The following is an 18,306-nucleotide window of genomic DNA, read 5'->3' as shown; positions in this document are numbered from 1 at the left end:
CATGAAAACTTTCGCATTACTGTTGGGCTTGACGCTGGCGGCCGGCAGCGCCGTCGCCAAGGACGCCGAACTGCTCAACGTTTCCTACGATCCGACCCGCGAGCTGTACGCCGAAGTCAACGAAAAATTCGCCGCGGAATGGAAACGGCAAACCGGCGAAACGCTGAAGATCCGCACGTCGCACGGCGGCTCGGGCAAACAGGCGCGTTCGGTGATCGACGGCTTGGAAGCGGACGTGGTGACCTTGGCCCTGGCCGCGGACATCGATGCGATCGCCAACAACGGCAAACTGCTGCCGGCCGATTGGCAGGGCCGCTTGCCGCACAACAGCGCGCCCTACACGTCGACCATCGTGTTCCTGGTGCGCAAGGGCAACCCGAAACAGATCCGCGACTGGGGCGATCTGGCCAAGCCGGGCGTGGCGGTGATCACGCCCAATCCGAAAACCTCCGGCGGCGCGCGCTGGAACTATTTGGCGGCTTGGACCTGGGCCTCGCAGCAATACCGCCAGGCCGACAAGGTCGTCGGCTACATGACCCAGCTGTTCCAGAACGTGCCCGTGCTGGACACCGGCGCGCGCGGCTCGACCACGACGTTCGTCGAACGCGGCATCGGCGACGTATTGATCGCTTGGGAGAACGAAGCGCTGCTTGCGCTGGCCGAACCGGCCAGCCGCGGCAAATTCGAGATCGTCGTGCCCAGCCTGAGCATCAAGGCCGAACCGCCGGTCGCCTGGGTCGACAAGAACGTGGCCAAGCACGGTACGCGCAAGCAAGCCGAGGCTTATCTGCGCTTCCTGTACTCGCCGGAAGGGCAGCGTTTGGCGGCCAAGCATTTCTACCGCCCTGCCGAACCGGACAAGGTGCCGGCCGCGGAGTTGTCGCGCTTCCCGCAAGTGAAGCAGGTGACCATCGACGGCGCGTTCGGCGGGTGGAAGAAGGCGCAGGCGGAGCATTTCGCCGACGGCGGATTCTTCGACAAGATCTATCGGCCGAAGTGACGGCTGAAAAGCGGAAAGCCGACAGCGACCGATGAACGCCGCCACGCTGCCACTGCCGACCTTGCGCTGGCGCCGACCGCTGCCCGGCTTCGGCCTCAGCCTCGGATTGGGCCTGGCTTGGCTCAGCCTCGTCGTGCTGCTGCCGCTCGCCGCGCTGACGATCAAAGCCGCAGGGCTGGGCGCGGAAGGCTGGCTGCGTGCGATCCAGGATCCGCGCGTGCAGGCGTCGCTGAAGCTGAGTTTCAGCGCGGCGTTTTTCGCGGCCGTGTTCGCGTCCGTCGTAGGCGCGCTGGTGGCCTGGGTGATCGTGCGCTACCGCTTCCCCGGCCGCCGTTTGCTGGACGCTTTGGTGGACTTACCGTTCGCGTTGCCCACCGCCGTCGCCGGCATCGCATTGACCGCGATCTACTCGGCCAACGGCTGGGTCGGGCGTTGGCTGGAGCCGATGGGATTGAAGATCGCCTACGCGCCCGCCGGCATCGTGATCGCCTTGATCTTCATCGGCCTGCCGTTCGCCGTGCGCACCGTGCAGCCGGTGCTCGAAGCGCTGGGCCGCGAGCAGGAAGAGGCCGCGGCTTCGCTTGGCGCATCGCGCTTCACCACCTTGCGCCGCGTGGTACTGCCGGAATTGCTGCCGGCGCTGCTGACCGGCTTCTCGCTGGCTTTCGCGCGCGGTTTGGGCGAATACGGCTCGGTGATCTTCATCGCCGGCAACCTGCCTTACAAGACCGAGATCGCGCCGCTGCTGATCACCATCCGGCTGGAGGAATACGACTACAACGGCGCGATCGCGATCGCCGCACTGCTGCTGGCGGCATCGTTCGTCTGCTTGCTGGCGATCAATGCGATCCCCTCGCTGTTCGCGCACGAACGCCGGGAGCGCGGCCGTGACTGAGCGCGACGAACTGCAAGGCCCCGCGTGGCTGCGCTGGCTGCTGATCGCGCTCGCCGTGCTGGCGATGGCGTTGCTGGTGGTGATGCCGCTGCTGATGGTGCTCGGCGCCGCGTTCGGCGACGGCTTCCGCACCTGGCTCGCCGCGCTGACCACGCCGGATGCGGTGTCGGCGCTGAAATTGACGCTGTTCACCGCCGCGATCGTGATCCCGGTCAATGCCGTCTTCGGCCTGCTCGCGGCCTGGGCGCTGACCCGCTTCGAATTCCGCGGCAAGCAGTTGCTGTTGGCGCTGATCGACTTGCCGTTCGCGGTCTCGCCGGTGGTCGCTGGCCTGTGCCTGGTGCTGCTGTTCGGCTCCAACGGCTGGTTCGCGCCTTTGCTGGCGCAATACGACGTCAAGATCCTGTTTGCGCGCCCCGGCATCGTGTTGGCGACGCTGTTCATCACTTTCCCGTTCGTGGTGCGCGAATTGATCCCGCTGATGCAGCAACAAGGCAGCGACGAAGAACTGGCCGCGCGTTCGCTCGGCGCAGGCGCTTGGACCATGTTCCGCCGGGTCACCCTGCCCAATATCAAATGGGGCCTGCTGTACGGCGTGCTGCTGTGCGGCGCGCGCGCGATGGGCGAATTCGGCGCCGTTTCGGTGGTGTCCGGGCACATCCGCGGGCTGACCAATACCTTGCCGCTGCACATCGAGATCCTCTACAACGAATTCGACAGCACGGCGGCGTTCGCGGCGGCGTCGTTGCTGACGGGATTGGCGTTGGTCACTTTGGTTTTGAAGTTCTGGCTGGAGGCGCGTCACGGCGACGCGTTGGCCAAGGCGCACCGGCGGCACTGACATGAATCTTATGGACTCCAACGCCCGTACCACGTGGGCTTCGGCCCTTTTCACGAGCACGTCACCCGCATCCTCTGCGATAGTTCATCCTGAAAACCCCCTCGCGATCCGCGGCATGGACCTGAAGATCCGCCAGCTGAGCAAGCATTACGCGAACGTCGCCGCGCTGGACGCGGTCGACCTGGACGTGGCTTCGGGCGAATTGGTCGCGCTGCTCGGCCCTTCCGGCTCGGGCAAAACTACGCTGTTGCGCGTGATCGCAGGCCTGCTGAGCCCCGACAGCGGGCGCGTGCTGTTCGGCGAGGACGACGCGACCCGGCTCAGCCTGCGCGAACGCAACGTCGGTTTCGTGTTCCAGCACTACGCTCTGTTCAAGCACATGACCGTGGCCGAGAACATCGCTTTCGGTTTGCGCAGCCGGCCGCGGCGGCGGCGCCCGGACAAGACGACGATCGCGCGTCGCGTCGAAGAGTTGCTGAAGCTGGTGCAGCTGCAGGAATTCGGCGGCCGCTATCCGGAGCAACTGTCGGGCGGACAAAAACAACGCATCGCGCTCGCCCGCGCCTTGGCCATCGACCCGACCGTGTTGTTGCTGGACGAGCCCTTCGGCGCGCTGGACGCCAAGGTGCGGGTGGAATTACGGCGCTGGCTGCGCCGCCTGCACGAACAAACCGGCCAGACCACGCTGTTCGTCACCCACGATCAAGAAGAAGCGCTGGAGCTGGCCGACCGCGTGGTGGTGCTGAAGGACGGCCGCATCGAACAGGTCGGCACGCCGGACGAGATCTACCGCGAACCGGCCTCCGCCTTCGTGTTCGATTTCATCGGCCGCGCCAATGCGCTCGAAGGGCGAGTGGACTCCGGGACCTTCGTCGCCGACGGGCAAGCGCTGCGTCTGCCGGCCGAACACGTCGTGGACGGCGCAGCGCAGCTTTACGTGCGGCCGCACGATTTGGCCGTGCTGCACGCAGAAACCGGATGGTCCGCCGAAGTCGTCGCCGTACACCGCCGCGCCGACCGCATCACGCTCGAACTGCGCTTGCACGGCCAAGCCAAGCCGTTCGAGCTGGATTGGCCGATCGCGCCGGACGACGTGCTTCCCGAAATCGGCAGCCGCATCGGCTTGGAACCGCAGCGTTACCGCATTTTCCCCGCCGCGCGCACGTAGCCCGGGTAAGGCCGCAGGCCGCATCCGGGACGCCGCGCGTTCCCGGGTGCGCTGCGCTTACCCGCGCTACGAATTCCGCACGGCCGGCGTTTCGCGATGCAGCCAGCGGTACAGCGCCGGCAACACCAGCAGCGTCAAGAGCGTCGAAGACACGATGCCGCCGATCACCACCGTCGCCAGCGGCCGCTGCACTTCCGAACCGGCGCCGACGTTGAAGGCCATCGGCAGGAAACCGAGCGAGGCGACCAAAGCGGTCATCAACACCGGACGCAAGCGGCCGAGCGCGCCGTCGGCGATGGCTTCGTCCAACGGATCGCCCTGCTCGCGCAATTTGCGGATGAAGGCGATCATCACCAACCCGTTGAGCACGGCCACGCCCGACAATGCGATGAAACCGACGCCCGCCGAGATCGATAGTGGAATCCCGCGCATCGCCAGCGCCACCACGCCGCCGGTCAGGGCGAGCGGCACGCCGCTGAACACGATCGCCGCGTCCTTCGCCGAACCGAAAGCCATGAACAGCAAGCCGAAAATCACCGCCAACGCGACCGGAACCACGATCGTCAACCGCTGGCTCGCGGAGATCAATTGCTCGAAGGTGCCGCCGTATTCGATCCAGTAGCCGTTCGGCACTTCCACTTCGGCGGCGACCGCGTTTTGCAGCTCTTCGACGAAACCGCCCAAATCGCGGCCGCGGACGTTGGCGGTCACCACCACCCGGCGCTTGCCGTTCTCGCGGTTGATCTGATTGGGGCCGAGCGCGGTTTCGATCTTCGCCACTTCGCGCAGCGGCACCGTGCGCGGCGCGCCGGCTTGCCAGCTGGCCGGCCGGCTGGATTCGTCGGCTTCGCTATTGCCGCCCAGAGGGATCGGCAGATCGGCGAGCGCGGCGGGATCCTGGCGCAGGTTTTCCGGCAAGCGCACGACCAAGTCGAAGCGGCGATCGCCTTCGAACAACTGTCCCGCCGTCTCGCCGCCGACCGCGGTCGCCACGGTGTCCTGCACATCGCCCGGGTTCAGTCCGTAACGCACCAGCGCCTGCCGGTCCGGCGACACCGTCAGCAGCGGCAAGCCCGCGACCTGCTCGGTCTTGACGTCGGCGGCGCCCTGCACTGCGGCCATCGCGCGCTGCACTTGCGCGGCGATGCGCGCGAGCTTGTCGAGATCGTCGCCGTAGATCTTCACCGCGACGTCGGCGCGCACGCCGGAGATCAGCTCGTTGGTGCGCATCTGAATCGGCTGGGTCAGCTCGTAGTTGTTGCCGGGCAGCTTCGAGATCGCCGCCTCGATTTCGTCCAGCAGCGCGTCCTTGCGTTTGCGCGGATCGGGCCAGTCGCTGCGTGGCTTGAGCATCACGAAGGTGTCGGCGATGGAGGGCGGCATCGGGTCGCTGGCCACTTCCGCCGTGCCGATCTTGGCGAACACGCGTTCCACCTCGGGGAAACCCGCCAGGGTTTTCTCCAGCGTTTCCTGCATCGCCACCGATTGGCTCAGGCTGGTGCCGGGAATGCGCATCGTCTGCACGGTGATGTCGCCTTCGTCCAGATTGGGCACGAATTCGCTGCCCAACCGCATGGCCAGCCATCCGCATACGACCACCAGGCCCGCCGCGCCGGCCAGCACGAAGCGGCGGCGGCGCAGCGACCGGGCCAGCATCGGCGCGTAGCGGCGCTTAGCCCAGGCGATCGCCTTGTTTTCCTTTTCCTCGACGCGTCCGCCCAGGAACACCGCCACCGCGGCCGGCACGAAGGTGAGCGACAGCAGCATCGCGCCGGTCAAAGCCAGCACGACGGTGATCGCCATCGGATGGAACATTTTTCCTTCGATGCCGCCGAGCGCCAGGATCGGCAAATACACCGAGGCGATGATGCCCAAGCCGAACAGGCTGGGCCGGATCACTTCGGCCGTCGCCGACGCGGTCAGATCGAAGCGTTCCTCGCGGCTCATGGCGCGGCCGAGCGCGTGTTGCGCTTCGCCGAAACGGCGCAGGCAGTTTTCGATGATGATCACCGCGCCGTCGACGATCAGGCCGAAATCGAGCGCGCCCAGGCTCATCAGATTGCCCGACACGCCGCCGCGGACCATGCCGATGACGGTGAACAGCATCGCCAGCGGGATCACCGCCGCGGTCACCAGCGAGGCGCGGAAATTGCCGAGCAATAGGAACAGCACGGCGATCACCAGCACCGCGCCTTCGATCAGGTTCTTGGCGACGGTCGCGATGGTGCGGTCGACCAAGGCGGTGCGGTCGTACACCGGTCGCGCGGTGACGCCTTTCGGCAAGCTGGCGTTGGCGGCCGCCAATTTGGCCGCCGCCGCTTGCGAGACCTCGCGGCTGTTCGCGCCGACCAGCATCACCACGGTGCCGATCACCACCTCGCGGCCGTTCTGGGTGGCGGCGCCGGTGCGCAGTTCCGGGCCTTCGCCGACCTCGGCGACGTCGCGCACGCGGATCGGCACGCCCTCGCGCCGGTCTAGGACGATGTCGCGGATCGCATCCAGATCCGCGACCTGGCCCGGCACGCGCACCAGGAACTGCTGGCCGTTGCGTTCGATATAGCCCGCGCCGACGTTCTGGTTGTTGGCGGAGATCGCGGCCACTACGTCGTGCAGGCTGAAACCCAGCGCGACCAGCCTGCCGGGATCCGGCGTGATGTGGATTTGCCGCTCGAAGCCGCCGATGGTGTTCACCTCGGTCACGCCGGGCGTGTTGCGCAGCTGCGGGCGGATCGTCCAATCCTGCAGCGTGCGCAAATCGGTGGCCGTGTACGGCGTGCCGTCCGGCTTGCGCGCCGCGGGATCGGCGTCGACCGTGTACATGAAGATTTCGCCCATGCCGGTGGCGATGGGGCCCATCTCCGGTTCCAGCCCGGCGGGCAATTGCGGTTTAGCCTGCTGCAAACGCTCGGCCACTTGTTGCCGCGCGAAATAGATGTCGGTGCCGTCCTCGAAGACGACGGTGACCTGCGACAAACCGTAGCGCGACAGCGAGCGGGTGTAGTCCAGGCGCGGCAAGCCGGCCAAGACGGTTTCGATGGGGAACGTCACCCGCTGTTCGGCTTCCAGCGGCGAATAGCCCGGGGTTTCGGTATTGATCTGGACCTGGACGTTGGTGATGTCCGGCGTGGCGTCGATCGGCAACCGGGTGAAGCTCCAGCCGCCCAGGCCGATCAAGGCCAGGGTGAGCATCAGCATCAGCCAGCGGTGCGCGATCGCGAATCGGATGATCTTCTCGAGCATGGCCGTGTCCTCAATGCTCGTGTTCGGCGGTCGATTTCTCGATATCCGCCTTGATCAGGAAGCTCTGCTCGACGACCACCTGCTCGCCGGCCTTCAATCCGGAGACGATCTCGGCGCGTTCCGCGTCGCGGCGGCCGATCTTCACCGGCCTCGCCGCATACGTTTCGCCTTCGCGCACGTACACGGCATCCACCTCGTCCGCCGTCTGCAGCGCGCTCAGCGGCACCACCAGCGCGGCCGGCCGCAGATCGACCGTGACCCGCGCCTTCACCGCCGATCCCGGACGCCACAAGCCGTCTTCGTTGCGGATCGTCGCGCGCGCGACGGTGCTCTGGCTGGCGGTCGCGGTGCCCGGCAGCACGCGCTCGAGCGTGGTGCGCGCGGTGGCGCCGTCGCTCATCCGCGTCACCAGCACCGGCACGCCCGCGGCGATGTGCTGGGCGTCCGCGCCGAAGATGTGCAGATCGACCCACAATTCGGACAGGTCGGCGATCTCGAACAAGGGCGCGCCCTCGCCGGCGACGGCGCCGACCGATGCGTTGCGCGCGAGCACCACGCCGGAAATCGGCGCCGGCACCGTGTACGCGGTCAGGCTGAGATTGCTTTCGACGGTCGCCAATGGTTGGCCGGCGCGGACGCGATCGCCGACGTTGGCGCGCAGCGAGCGGATCGGCCCCGGAAAACGCGCCATCGCCTTGGCGGCGCGGCCTTCGACCGGCGTCAGCAGGCCTTGCACTTCGTGTTCGTCGGCGATGATGCCGGCGGCGGCCGGCGCGGTGCGGATGCCAGCGTCTTGGGCGATCTTCGCGGCGATGCGGGTGCGGCCGTTTTCCTCTTCGTGTCCGGATTCGCCGGCTTCGTGAGCAGGCTCGTTTTTTTGCGCAGGTTCGGCGCGATCGTTTCCTCCGCAAGCGGCCAGAGCGGCCGACAGGACTAAAACACCGAGCCAAACCGCTTTTCGCAGGAAGTGGGTCCGCTTCATGGCGTCATTCCTTGTGCTTGCGCCGCGGCGACGAACGGCGCGCCGGTCAGGCGTTGGATTTCGATGAGAGCGCGTTGCGCATCCAATGCCGCTTCCAGTTGCTGCTTGCGCGCATTGGTGCTTTCGGACTGCAGCTGCGCCCATTCCAGGTAGCTGATCGCACCGGCGCGATAGGCGCGTTGGGCCGCGGCTTCGGCCTTGGCGAGTTTGGGAAGCACGTCCTCGCGCAAGCGCGCGACTTCGATCTCCGCGGAGCGGTAGCGGCCGTGCGCTTCAGCCAGCGTCGAATACAGCGACAAGCCTTTGGCTTCGCGTTCGATTTCGAGCGAAGCCAGCTCCGCTTCGGCCGCGCGTATCTGCGGCTGCGCGTGGGCGCGGGACCCCAGCGGCATCGACAGGCCCGCGACGAGGGCGAAATCCTCGTTTTCCTGCAAGCGGCGCACGCCGATTTGCCAATCGAGGTCGGCGGACGCTTCCGAGCGCGCAAGCTGCAGGCGCGCTTCGCCGATCCGCCGCTGGTCGGCGAATTGGGCGAGTTCGGGCGTGGCCTGGAGTCCATCGGCGAGCACCGAAAATTCCGGGATCGCCGGCAACGCCAGCGGATCGGCGGCGACGATGCCGAAACCGGGATCGCGCTCGCCCCACATCGCCGCCAAATGCTGGCGCGCGGCGAGATAGCGGCGATCGGCGCTGGCGCGGTCCAGTTCGGCGCGCGCCAGCGCCGCCTGCGCGGTCAGCACCACCGATTCCGGCGATGCGCCGGCCTGCAATCGCAGCTTAGCGCCCGCGACGGTGCGCCGGCGCTGGGCGATATCGGCGTCGGCGATGCCGCGCTGGCGCTGCGCGGCGACCATCGCCAGATAGCGCCGCGCGACTTCGGCGAGCAGGTCCAATCGCCGCGCTTCGCGTTCGACCGCGAGCGCATCGATCCGATGCTGGGCCAGCGCGCGCCGCGCGTCGAGCTTGCCGCCGCGCTCGAGCACGGAAGCCAGGGTCAGGGTGAGTTCGGCGCTATCGAAGCCGCGCGCCGCGCCGCTGCCGAGAACGTTCTCGGCAGTGGCGCCGACGACGAAGGCGGGCCGCAGCGCGGCGCCGTCGCGTTCGGCCGACAAGATGTCGGCGCGGCTGCGGATCAGGCGCAGATCGGGATGGGTTTCGGCGACGCGGGCGAACGCGTCGTCCAAACTGAGGGTATTCGCCGTTTGCGCCGCGGCATCGCGCAGCGCGAACGACAAGGCGGCCATCGCCGCCAAGCGCAACCACATGGATATTTCTCCGATGGAATGACGGGTTCGGCCGGCACGCAGCCGGCGGACGGCGTCAAGCCAGGATCGGAGGGCGGAAAGCGACCGCGAGCGCGGCGGGTTCGAACTCCACCGACAACGCGGGCAAGGGCGGCCCCGCGGCCGGTTCGGCGCGGAGCACGGCCAGCGTCGGCAGCATGGCGACGGTGTGGGCGCAACAATCGTTGCAATCGGGCAATGCGCAGCAGCCCTCGCCCTGGTCCAGTTCGGGAGCCGTCGCGGACACGCCTTGCGAGGCCTCGGCAATGGCGCGCTTGGCGTCGTGGATTTCGCAGGCGATCGCCAACACGGGCTTGGCCAGGATGCCGAAGATCAGCAGTCCGAACAGGAGCATCCGCAAAGGGAGAGGCGACGCGCGCATACTGCAAGCTTAGTCTAGCGGACTAGTGAAACACTATTTCATTTGCAGCGCCGTAGCGACTCCCCACTACCGAAATATCGGTTTATTTACGAGCAGGAAGCAATCTCTCGACCGCCAAACCGATCGCGGCGCAAACGATCAGCAATAACGCGGACACGGCGACATACTTCCACCCGCCTTCAGGAAAGTAGAGCGACCTGATCGCGCCAACCGCTGCGGCACTGAGTATCCATACCAGCCATCGGAGCCATCGTCCGAGCGTGTTAGGGCGGTACGTCATCGAGAAATACCGGCTATGGAATCCGCGCCAGCCGCATCGATGAATCGCAGCCCGACCCCCGGTTCGGTCACGATATACCGCGGCGCCGAAGCCTCGTCGCCCAATTTGTGCCGCAACTTCGCAACCAGAATACGCAGATAGTGCGTGTCTTCCTGATGGGTCGGCCCCCAAACCTCGCGCAGCAGTTGCGGTTGGGTGACCACGCGTCCCGCATGCCGCACCAATAGGGCCAGCAAGGCGTATTCCTTGCGCGTCAACGCCACCGGTTCGCCTTGCAGCGCCACTTCGCGGCGCGCCAGATCCACGCGCAAACGGCCGTCGTCGAACACCGGATTCGCGGCGTCGGCCGGCTGGGCGTGGCTGCGCAGCAAGCCGCGCACGCGCGCCATCAGTTCCTGCACGCCGAATGGTTTGGTGACGTAGTCGTTGGCGCCGGCGTCGAGCGCGGCGACCTTCTCCGCCTCGCCGGCGCGCACGGTGAGCATGATCACCGGCACCTGCGACCAGCCGCGCAACTCGCGCAGCACTTCGTGGCCGTCTCGGTCCGGCAGGCCGATGTCCAGCATCACCAGATCCGCGCCCTGCGTGGCCAGCGCCGACAGGCCGGCTTGCCCGTTCTCGGCGAGCGTCACCGCATAGCCCTGCGCGCGCAGGCTGATGTCGAGGAACTTGCGGATCTGCGGTTCGTCGTCGATCACCAATATCCGCGGCGGCGGCGCGGAAGCGTTGGCGCTGGCGGTCGGCTCAATCATCGGCGGAAGCGGCGCTCGGCGGCGGTTCGATCGGCGGCAGGGTAATCCGGATCGTGGTGCCGCGGCCATCCGGGCCGGGCAAGGCTTCGACGCTGCCGCCGTGGGCGCCGATCATGCCCTGGCAGATGGTCAGCCCCAGACCGGTGCCTTCGCGGCCGCGGTCGCCGCGTTCGACGCTGTAGAACACGTCGAAGATGCGCTTGCGCTCGTCCTCGGGAATGCCCGGACCGCGATCGCTCACATCGATGCGCAGCGCACCGTCGACCCGACGCGCATCGACACTCACCGCCTCGTCCGCAGGCGAGAATTTGGCCGCGTTTTCCAGCACGTTGAATAGCGCCTGCTCGACCAGGGCCGGATGCACCCAGATCGGGGCCACGTCGGCGGCGATCGCGATCCGGAAGCGCGCCGCAGGCTGGTAACGCTGCAATCGCGTCACCGCTGAGCCGATAAGTTCGTCGACGCCGATCCAATCGCGGTTCAAGGTCAGCCCGCCGTGGCCCAGACGGGTCATGTCGAGCAGATTCTGGATGTAGCGGTCCAGCCGCTCGCCTTCCAGGCGGATCGTTTCCAACAGCGCGTGCCGATCATCGCCGCTCATCGACGCGGCGTAGTTGTCCAGGCTGCTGGCCGCGCCGATGATCGCCGCCAGCGGCGAGCGCAGATCGTGCGACACCGACGACAGCAGCGCCGAACGCAATCGCTCGGTTTCGTTGCCGATGCGGGCGCTCTCCAGATCGTCGACCAGGCGCGTGCGCACGATGGCCTGGGCGATTTCCTGGGCCATCGCTTCGGCCAGGCGGCGCTGCTCGAGGCCCGGCTTCGGCATGCCTTCGTTGAAACGCAGCCCGGCGACGCCGAGCGTTCCGCGTTCGTCGGCCAGCGGCAGGAACCACCAGTCGGAGGAGTTCAACGTATCGGTGTAGCGGCCCGCGGGCTGCTGGTTCTTCTGGCTCCACGCCGCCGCGGCCAAGGCCTTGTCGTCCGGCGCCGGCACGCCGGTGGAGATGAAATCCCGATCGCCGATGCGCAGCCACATTTCCAAGCCGAGCGTGCGTTTGAACGCCTCGCGCCCCGCGCGCACGACTTGGCCCAGGTCGGCCGCGGACGCCAGTTGCCGGCTCAAGTCCTGCATCGCGGTGGCGTGCGCGTTGGCCGCGCGCAGCGCCAGCACCTGCATGCGCAATTTCGACGCCAACCGCCCCGCCACCAATGCCGCCAACAAGAACAGGAACACCGTCGCCACGCCTTGGCGCGCGCCGATCAGCAAGGTGTAGCGCGGTTCGATGAAGAAGAAGTTGTAGGCCAAGAAGCACAGCACCGCCGCCAGCACCGCCGCGGCCATGCGCGTGCGCGAGGCGACCAGCACCACCGCGACGATGAAGATCAGCGACAGATCGCCCAACCCTACCCAGCGTTCGGCCAGCCAAGCCAAGCCGGTAGCGAGAGCGGCGGCGGCCACGGCGAGCACCGCGTCGCTGGGCGTGATCCAGCCGCTCGCCTTACGCCACGAGCGGCGCGCGCGGGCGCGCGCCTCCGGCGTGCTGACGATGGTCAGTTCGTAATGCGCGCCGCGCTGGATCAATTGCTGGGTGAGCGTGCGGTTGAACATGCGCGCGAACGGGCGTTCCCGGGTGCGCCCGATCACGATGGTGGACGCGCCGATGCGCGCGGCGTGATCGAGCAAGGCGTCGACGACGCTGGCGCCTTGCACCAGCGCCGCGTCGCCGCCCAGGCGCCGCGCCAGGGCGAAGGCGCGGTCGAGTTCCAGTTGCTGCTTGTCTTCGGCAGGACCGCCCGACTGCACCGTCACCACCGTCCATGGCGCGTCTCGCCGTTCGGCCAGCCGGCGCGCGACGCGGACCAGGTATTCGGATTGGCCGAGGCCGTCGATCGCGACCAGCACGCCGCGTCGCACGCTGACGCCGAGCGCGCCGCGCGCGGTTTGCGCGTCGCGCAAGTCGCTATCGACGCGGTCGGCCGCAGTCTGCATCGCCAGCTCGCGCAACGCGGTCAGGTTCGACGCCGAGAAGAAGGCCTGCAGCGCATGCGCGGCTTGTTCGGGCACGTAGACCTTGCCCTGCTTCAGCCGTTCGATCAGTTCGCGCGGCGGCAAATCGACCAGGACGATGTCGCGCAAGCGGTCGAACACCGCATCGGGCACGGTTTCGGTGACGCGCACGCCGGTGATCCGGTGGACCACATCGTTCAAGCTTTCCAGATGCTGGATGTTGATCGTGCTGTAGACGTCGATGCCGGCGTCGAGCAGCTCGACCACGTCCTGCCAGCGCCGCTCGTGGCGACTGCCCGGCGCGTTGCGATGGGCGAGCTCGTCGATCAGCGCGACCTGCGGCTTGCGCGCCAGCATCGCGTCGAGGTCGAATTCCTGCAGACGGTAGCCGCGGTGCTCGATCGGCTTGCGCGGCAGCGTTTCCAGGCCTTCCAACAGCGCCGCCGTCTCCGCGCGGCCGTGGGTTTCGACAACGCCCGCCACCACGTCCACGCCTTGCCGCTTCAGTTCGGCGGCGCGCGACAGCATGGCATAGGTCTTGCCGACGCCCGGAGCCGCGCCCAAGAACACCTTCAGCTGGCCGCCGCGTTCGCGCTGCAGCTCGCCGAGCAAGGCATTGGCTTGGGTTTCGCGGGCGTCGGTCATGTGGCTATTGTGCGCCGGGCGGTCCAAGTCGGCGAACACCACCGGCTTCGGCATTCTTTCCCCTCCGTCATCCCGGCGAAAGCCGGGGCCCAGGCTGACGTCGTGATGGGTCGCATCGCAATCGTAGAGCGAAGTCGGCGGCGCCGGCTTTCGCCGGGATGACGGCTTGGAGCAATCATTTCATCGCGTCCAACGCCAGGTTCAATTCCAGCACGTTCACGCGCGGCTGTCCGAACAGACCGAATTGCGGGCCTTCGGTGTGCTGCACGATCAATGCTTCGACTTGCGCATCCGACATTCCGCGCGCCTTCGCCACCCGCGCCGCCTGCACGCGTGCGCCCTCGGACGTGATGTGCGGATCCAGCCCGCCGCCGGACTGGGTGATCAGCTCAATCGGCACGCGTTCCGGCGCGATCCCTTCGCGCGCGGCGACCGCAGCGCGGGCTTCTCCGATGCGCTTGCGCAAATCGGGATTGCTACGCGCTTGGTTGCTGCCGGCAGCGGCCATCGGATCGTAATTCGCTCCGCTCGGCCGGGCCTGGAAATAGCCGTCGGCGACGAACGGCTGCGGAATCAGCGCCGAACCGACCGCTTTGCCGTCGCGTTCGACGATGCTGCCAGTGGCTTGATGAGGGAACAGCACCCGGCCGAGACCGGCGCCGGCCAAGGAATACAGCAGGCCCATTACCAGGAGCGATGCCAGCGCCAAGCCGAGCGAGGGACGCAGGCCGCCGCTGCCGTCGATCAAGAATTCCGTTTTTGCGTTCATTTCTTTCTCCAAATCTTTTGCTGTTGCCCCCTTTGGAAAGAGGGCGAATCCGCCGAAGGCGGATGGGGGATTTGCTTTTTGATCTTGCTTTTTTCGGAAAACCCAGAAGGCAAGATCAAAAAGCAATCCCCCTCGACCCCCCTTTTTTAAAGGGGGAGACCTTCTCCGTTACATACCTAGAACCGACAACGCTATATCGATCAGCTTGATCCCGACGAACGGCAGGATCACGCCGCCCACGCCGTACACCAGCATGTTCCGGCGCAGCAGCGAAACCGCGCTGGCCGGCTTGAAGCGCACGCCGCGCAAGGCCAGCGGGATCAAAGCCGGGATGATCAACGCGTTGAAGATCAGCGCCGCCAGCACCGCGTTCGTCGGGCTGGACAGGTGCATCACGTTCAACGCAGCCATCTGCGGGATCGCCGCGGCGAAGATCGCCGGCAGGATCGCGAAATACTTGGATACGTCGTTGGCCAGCGAGAACGTGGTCAGCGCGCCGCGCGTGATCAGCTGCTGCTTGCCGACTTCGACCACGGCGAGCAGCTTGGCCGGATCCGAGTCGAGATCGACCATGTTGCCGGCTTCCTTCGCGGCCTGAGTGCCGGAATTCATCGCCAGGCCGACGTCGGCCTGGGCCAGCGCCGGCGCATCGTTGGTGCCGTCGCCGACCATCGCGATCAAGCGCCCGCCGGCCTGTTCGGCGCGGATGCGGGCGAGCTTGTCCTCGGGCGTGGCCTCGGCGATGAAATCGTCGACGCCGGCTTCGGCGGCGATCGCGGCCGCGGTGAGCGGGTTGTCGCCGGTGATCATCACCGTGCGCACGCCCATCGCGCGCAGCCGGGCGAAGCGTTCCTTCACGCCGTGCTTGACCACGTCGGACAGTTCGACCACGCCGAGCAGATGCCGGCCTTCGGCGACCACCAGCGGCGTAGCGCCGCTGCGCGCGACCTGGTCGATGCGCGCCATCAGTTCCGGCACGGCCTGGCCGCCCAGCGATTGCACGTGTTTGACGATCGAATCGCCGGCGCCTTTGCGGATGCTGCGGTTATCCACGTCGACGCCCGACATGCGGGTTTGTGCGCTGAACTGCACATAGTTCGCGCGCTCCGGCTCGGGCACCGTGCTGCCCTGCTCGCGCGCCAGCTTGACGATCGATTTGCCTTCCGGCGTCGGATCGGCCAGCGACGACAGCAATGCCGCGTCGCGCAGTTGCGAGGCGTCGACGCCGGCCAGCGGATGGAACGCCGTGGCCTGGCGGTCGCCGTGGGTGATGGTGCCGGTCTTGTCGAGCAGCAGCACGTCGACGTCGCCCGCCACTTCCACCGCCTTGCCCGATTTCGCCAGCACGTTCGCCGACAGTGCGCGGTTCATGCCGGCGATGCCGATCGCCGGCAACAAGCCGCCGATCGTGGTCGGGATCAGACACACCAGCAGCGCGATCAGCAGCAGCGTATCGACCTTCACGCCGACGAAGGCGCCGAGCGCCGGCAACGTGGCGCAGACGATCAGGAAGGTCAGCGTCATCGCCGCCAGCAGCATGGTCAGCGCGATTTCGTTCGGCGTCTTCTGCCGGTTGGCGCCTTCCACCAGCGCGATCATGCGGTCGAGGAAGCTGTGGCCCGGTTCGGCGGTGACCCGGACGATGATTTCGTCGGACAGCACCTTGGTGCCGCCGATCACGCCGGAACGGTCGGTACCGGCTTCGCGCAGCACCGGCGCGGATTCGCCGGTGACGGCGGATTCGTTGATCGTGGCGACGCCGCGCTCGATCTCGCCGTCGGCGGGGATCAGTTCGCCGGCGGACACGATCACCAGATCGCCGGGGCGCAGTTGCGCCGCGGGCACCTGCTTCTCGCTGCCGACCCCGCCGTCGAGCTTGCGTGCGGTCAGGTCGCGGCGCGCAGCGCGCAACGACGCCGCTTGGCCGCGGCCGCGCGCTTCGGCCACCGCTTCGGCGAAGTTGGCGAACAGCACGGTGACGAACAAGATCGCCGTCACCGCCCAGCCGAACCCGGCATTGCCGGTGCCGAACAGGGAAATCAGCGCCCCCAGGATCGTACCGAGCATCACCACCGCCATCACCGGACTCTTGACCAGGTGCTGCGGCGCGAGCTTGACGAAGGATTCGATCAAAGCCTGCCGGAACGCGGCGGCATCGATCAGCGCCGGATGGTCGGCGCGGGTTTTGGTCTTGTAGGTCATTTCGCTCATGTGAGTTCTCCGCTCAGTTCGCGACGAGCGTGAGGTGATCGGCGATCGGTCCCAGCACCAGCGCCGGCATGAACTGCAGCACGGTCAGGATCACGATCACCGCGATCAGGGTCAGCGAGAACGTAGCCGATTCGATCCGCAGCGTGCCCATGCTTTCCGGCGCGGGGCGCTTTTTGGCCATCAGGCCGGCGACCGCCAGCGGCACCATCAGCGACGGGAAGCGGCCCAGCGCCAAGACGGCGGAACAGGTGAGGTTCCACCAATACGTGTTGTCGCCTAGCCCCTCGAAACCGGAACCGTTGTTGGCGTAGGCCGACGTGTACTCGTAGAACACTTGGCTGATGCCGTGGAAGCCCGGGTTCGAATTGCCGGTGAATTGCGGCAGCGCCAAGGTCAGCGCGCTGAAGCCGAGCACGACCAGCGGTTGCAGCAGGATCAGCAGCGCGAGCAGTTTCACCTCTTGCGCCTCGATCTTGCGGCCGAACAATTCGGGCGTGCGCCCGGTCATCAATCCGGCCAAGAACACGCTCAGCAGCAGATACACCAGGAACTGCTGCAGGCCGCAGCCGATGCCGCCCCAGATCGCGTTGATCAGCATGTCGGTCAGCGACACCAGGCCGGTCAGCGGCGCCAGCGAATCGAGCATGCCGTCGACCGAACCGTTGTTGACCTGGGTGGTGACCGCGGCCCATAACGCGGTGGCTTCGGCACCTACCCGCACTTCCTTGCCTTCCATCAGCGCCGGATCGGCGGCGGTGGTCGAATGCGCTTCGGACCACATCGCCAAGCCCGACGAGGCCGCCGACATCAGCAGCATCGTGCCGAACACGAACGCGGTCAGCCGGCGCCGGCCAGTGAACGGGCCGATCATGAAGACGATCGCGATCGGGATGAGCAGGATCGCCAAGGTTTCGATCAGGTTCGAAAACGGCGTGGGATTCTCCAGCGGCGTCGCACTGTTGGGCCCGTACCAGCCGCCGCCGTTGGAACCCAGCTGCTTGGCGGCGACCATCGGCGACACCGGGCCGAGCGGAATCTTCTGCGCCTTCATTTCGGCGCTGGCGTCGACCGGCGTCACAGTCGGTCCGGCGGCGAGCGTGGAAGGCACGCCCTGGCTCGTCAGCAGCACCGAAAGCAACAGGCACAAAGGCAGCATGAAACGGAACGTCGGGCGCACCACGTCGGCCCAGTAATTGCCGACGTCGCGATCGCCGCCTTCCGCGGCATAGCCGTGGCCATCGACGCGCGCCATTTCGTCGCGTCCGCCGAACAATCCACGCAGAGTCGCCACCACCATCGCCAAGCCCATCATCGGCGTGACGACTTGCAAGCCGACGATGCCGACCATCTGCGACAGATAGGACAACTGCGCCTGGCCGGAATAGTGCTGCTGATTGGTGTTGGTCAGGAACGACACCATCGTATGCAGCGCCAGATCCCAACGCATGTTCGGGATGTCGTCGGGGTTCAGCGGCAGCCAAGCCTGGGTCATGAACTGCACCCAGACGATCGAGCCGACCGCCAGATTGCTCAGCGCGAAAGCTTTCGCGTAGCCGCGCCAGCTCATGCCGCGCGACGGGTCGGTGCCGATCAGCTTGTAGATCGGTTTTTCGATCCAGGCGAACAGCACGTCCACGCGCATCGGCGCGGCGCGCATCACCGCGGCCAGGTAGCGCCCGAGCGGCCAGCCCAGGCCGATCGCCAGCGCCATTACCAACAGGAATTCAGTCATGACGGCGCCTCGTCAGAAACGATCGGGATACAAGACCACGAACAGGAGGTAAGCGGCCGCGACTACGGTCGCGACCGCGCAAATCAGGGCTAACCAGCCAGGCATGGGACATTCT

At 66.9% G+C, this 18,306-nt stretch carries 14 protein-coding genes; 4 read left to right on the top strand and 10 right to left on the bottom strand.

The window, feature by feature from the left end; all coding sequences use genetic code 11:
- The first annotated feature begins 1 nt into the window (after position 1).
- The 4 genes from FCE95_RS15760 (at position 2) to FCE95_RS15745 (ending at position 3,904) form a co-directional block, all read left to right on the top strand.
- On the top strand, positions 2 to 1,000 hold the full coding sequence (locus FCE95_RS15760; RefSeq protein ID WP_137267990.1) for a sulfate ABC transporter substrate-binding protein: 999 nt from the start codon (positions 2 to 4) through the stop codon (positions 998 to 1,000).
- A 31-nt stretch (positions 1,001 to 1,031) separates the two neighbouring features.
- Positions 1,032 to 1,895 carry a sulfate ABC transporter permease subunit CysT gene (gene cysT, locus FCE95_RS15755; RefSeq protein ID WP_137267989.1) on the top strand — a complete coding sequence of 288 codons (864 nt, stop codon included), beginning with the start codon at positions 1,032 to 1,034 and terminating at the stop codon, positions 1,893 to 1,895.
- Positions 1,843 to 2,736: a sulfate ABC transporter permease subunit CysW gene (gene cysW, locus FCE95_RS15750; RefSeq protein ID WP_137267988.1), complete on the top strand. Its 894-nt coding sequence runs from the start codon at positions 1,843 to 1,845 to the stop codon at positions 2,734 to 2,736. The genes cysT and cysW overlap by 53 nt, the downstream gene beginning before the upstream one ends.
- 115 nt (positions 2,737 to 2,851) lie before the next feature.
- On the top strand, positions 2,852 to 3,904 hold the full coding sequence (locus FCE95_RS15745; RefSeq protein ID WP_137267987.1) for a sulfate/molybdate ABC transporter ATP-binding protein: 1,053 nt from the start codon (positions 2,852 to 2,854) through the stop codon (positions 3,902 to 3,904).
- Positions 3,905 to 3,970: 66 nt separating this feature from the next.
- On the opposite strand, the gene FCE95_RS15740 is transcribed toward FCE95_RS15745, so the two are convergent.
- From FCE95_RS15740 to FCE95_RS15695, 10 genes are all read right to left on the bottom strand, one after another.
- The gene (locus tag FCE95_RS15740; RefSeq protein WP_137267986.1) at positions 3,971 to 7,144 is read right to left on the bottom strand and encodes an efflux RND transporter permease subunit; all 3,174 of its coding nucleotides are present in this window, start codon (positions 7,142 to 7,144) and stop codon (positions 3,971 to 3,973) included.
- Positions 7,145 to 7,154: 10 nt separating this feature from the next.
- Complete coding sequence (locus FCE95_RS15735; RefSeq protein WP_137267985.1) at positions 7,155 to 8,126, bottom strand: efflux RND transporter periplasmic adaptor subunit; 972 nt, start codon at positions 8,124 to 8,126, stop codon at positions 7,155 to 7,157.
- Positions 8,123 to 9,391 (bottom strand): TolC family protein, encoded by a 1,269-nt coding sequence (locus FCE95_RS15730; RefSeq protein WP_137267984.1) that lies wholly within the window; start codon positions 9,389 to 9,391, stop codon positions 8,123 to 8,125. Before FCE95_RS15730 ends, FCE95_RS15735 begins: the two co-directional genes overlap by 4 nt.
- A 55-nt stretch (positions 9,392 to 9,446) precedes the next feature.
- The gene (locus FCE95_RS15725) at positions 9,447 to 9,791 is read right to left on the bottom strand and encodes a hypothetical protein (protein WP_223266930.1); all 345 of its coding nucleotides are present in this window, start codon (positions 9,789 to 9,791) and stop codon (positions 9,447 to 9,449) included.
- Positions 9,792 to 10,067: 276 nt separating this feature from the next.
- On the bottom strand, positions 10,068 to 10,823 hold the full coding sequence (locus FCE95_RS15720) for a response regulator (protein ID WP_189644804.1): 756 nt from the start codon (positions 10,821 to 10,823) through the stop codon (positions 10,068 to 10,070).
- On the bottom strand, positions 10,816 to 13,479 hold the full coding sequence (locus FCE95_RS15715) for a sensor histidine kinase (RefSeq protein WP_137268241.1): 2,664 nt from the start codon (positions 13,477 to 13,479) through the stop codon (positions 10,816 to 10,818). The genes FCE95_RS15720 and FCE95_RS15715 overlap by 8 nt, the downstream gene beginning before the upstream one ends.
- A 175-nt stretch (positions 13,480 to 13,654) precedes the next feature.
- On the bottom strand, positions 13,655 to 14,248 hold the full coding sequence (gene kdpC, locus FCE95_RS15710; protein WP_137267981.1) for a potassium-transporting ATPase subunit KdpC: 594 nt from the start codon (positions 14,246 to 14,248) through the stop codon (positions 13,655 to 13,657).
- Between the two features lie 168 nt (positions 14,249 to 14,416).
- Positions 14,417 to 16,459 carry a potassium-transporting ATPase subunit KdpB gene (kdpB, locus tag FCE95_RS15705; RefSeq protein WP_137267980.1) on the bottom strand — a complete coding sequence of 681 codons (2,043 nt, stop codon included), beginning with the start codon at positions 16,457 to 16,459 and terminating at the stop codon, positions 14,417 to 14,419.
- A gap of 13 nt (positions 16,460 to 16,472) precedes the next feature.
- Positions 16,473 to 18,191, bottom strand: coding sequence for a potassium-transporting ATPase subunit KdpA (gene kdpA / locus FCE95_RS15700; protein ID WP_137267979.1), 1,719 nt, complete (start codon positions 18,189 to 18,191; stop codon positions 16,473 to 16,475).
- A gap of 12 nt (positions 18,192 to 18,203) precedes the next feature.
- On the bottom strand, positions 18,204 to 18,296 hold the full coding sequence (locus FCE95_RS15695; protein ID WP_137267978.1) for a potassium-transporting ATPase subunit F: 93 nt from the start codon (positions 18,294 to 18,296) through the stop codon (positions 18,204 to 18,206).
- Positions 18,297 to 18,306 lie beyond the last annotated feature (10 nt).

Origin of the sequence: Luteimonas gilva (assembly GCF_005239095.1) — a bacterium.
Taxonomy (GTDB): domain Bacteria; phylum Pseudomonadota; class Gammaproteobacteria; order Xanthomonadales; family Xanthomonadaceae; genus Luteimonas_C; species Luteimonas_C gilva.
Note: the sequence above shows the minus strand (reverse complement) of the source record. Positions and strands in the feature narration are given on the sequence as shown.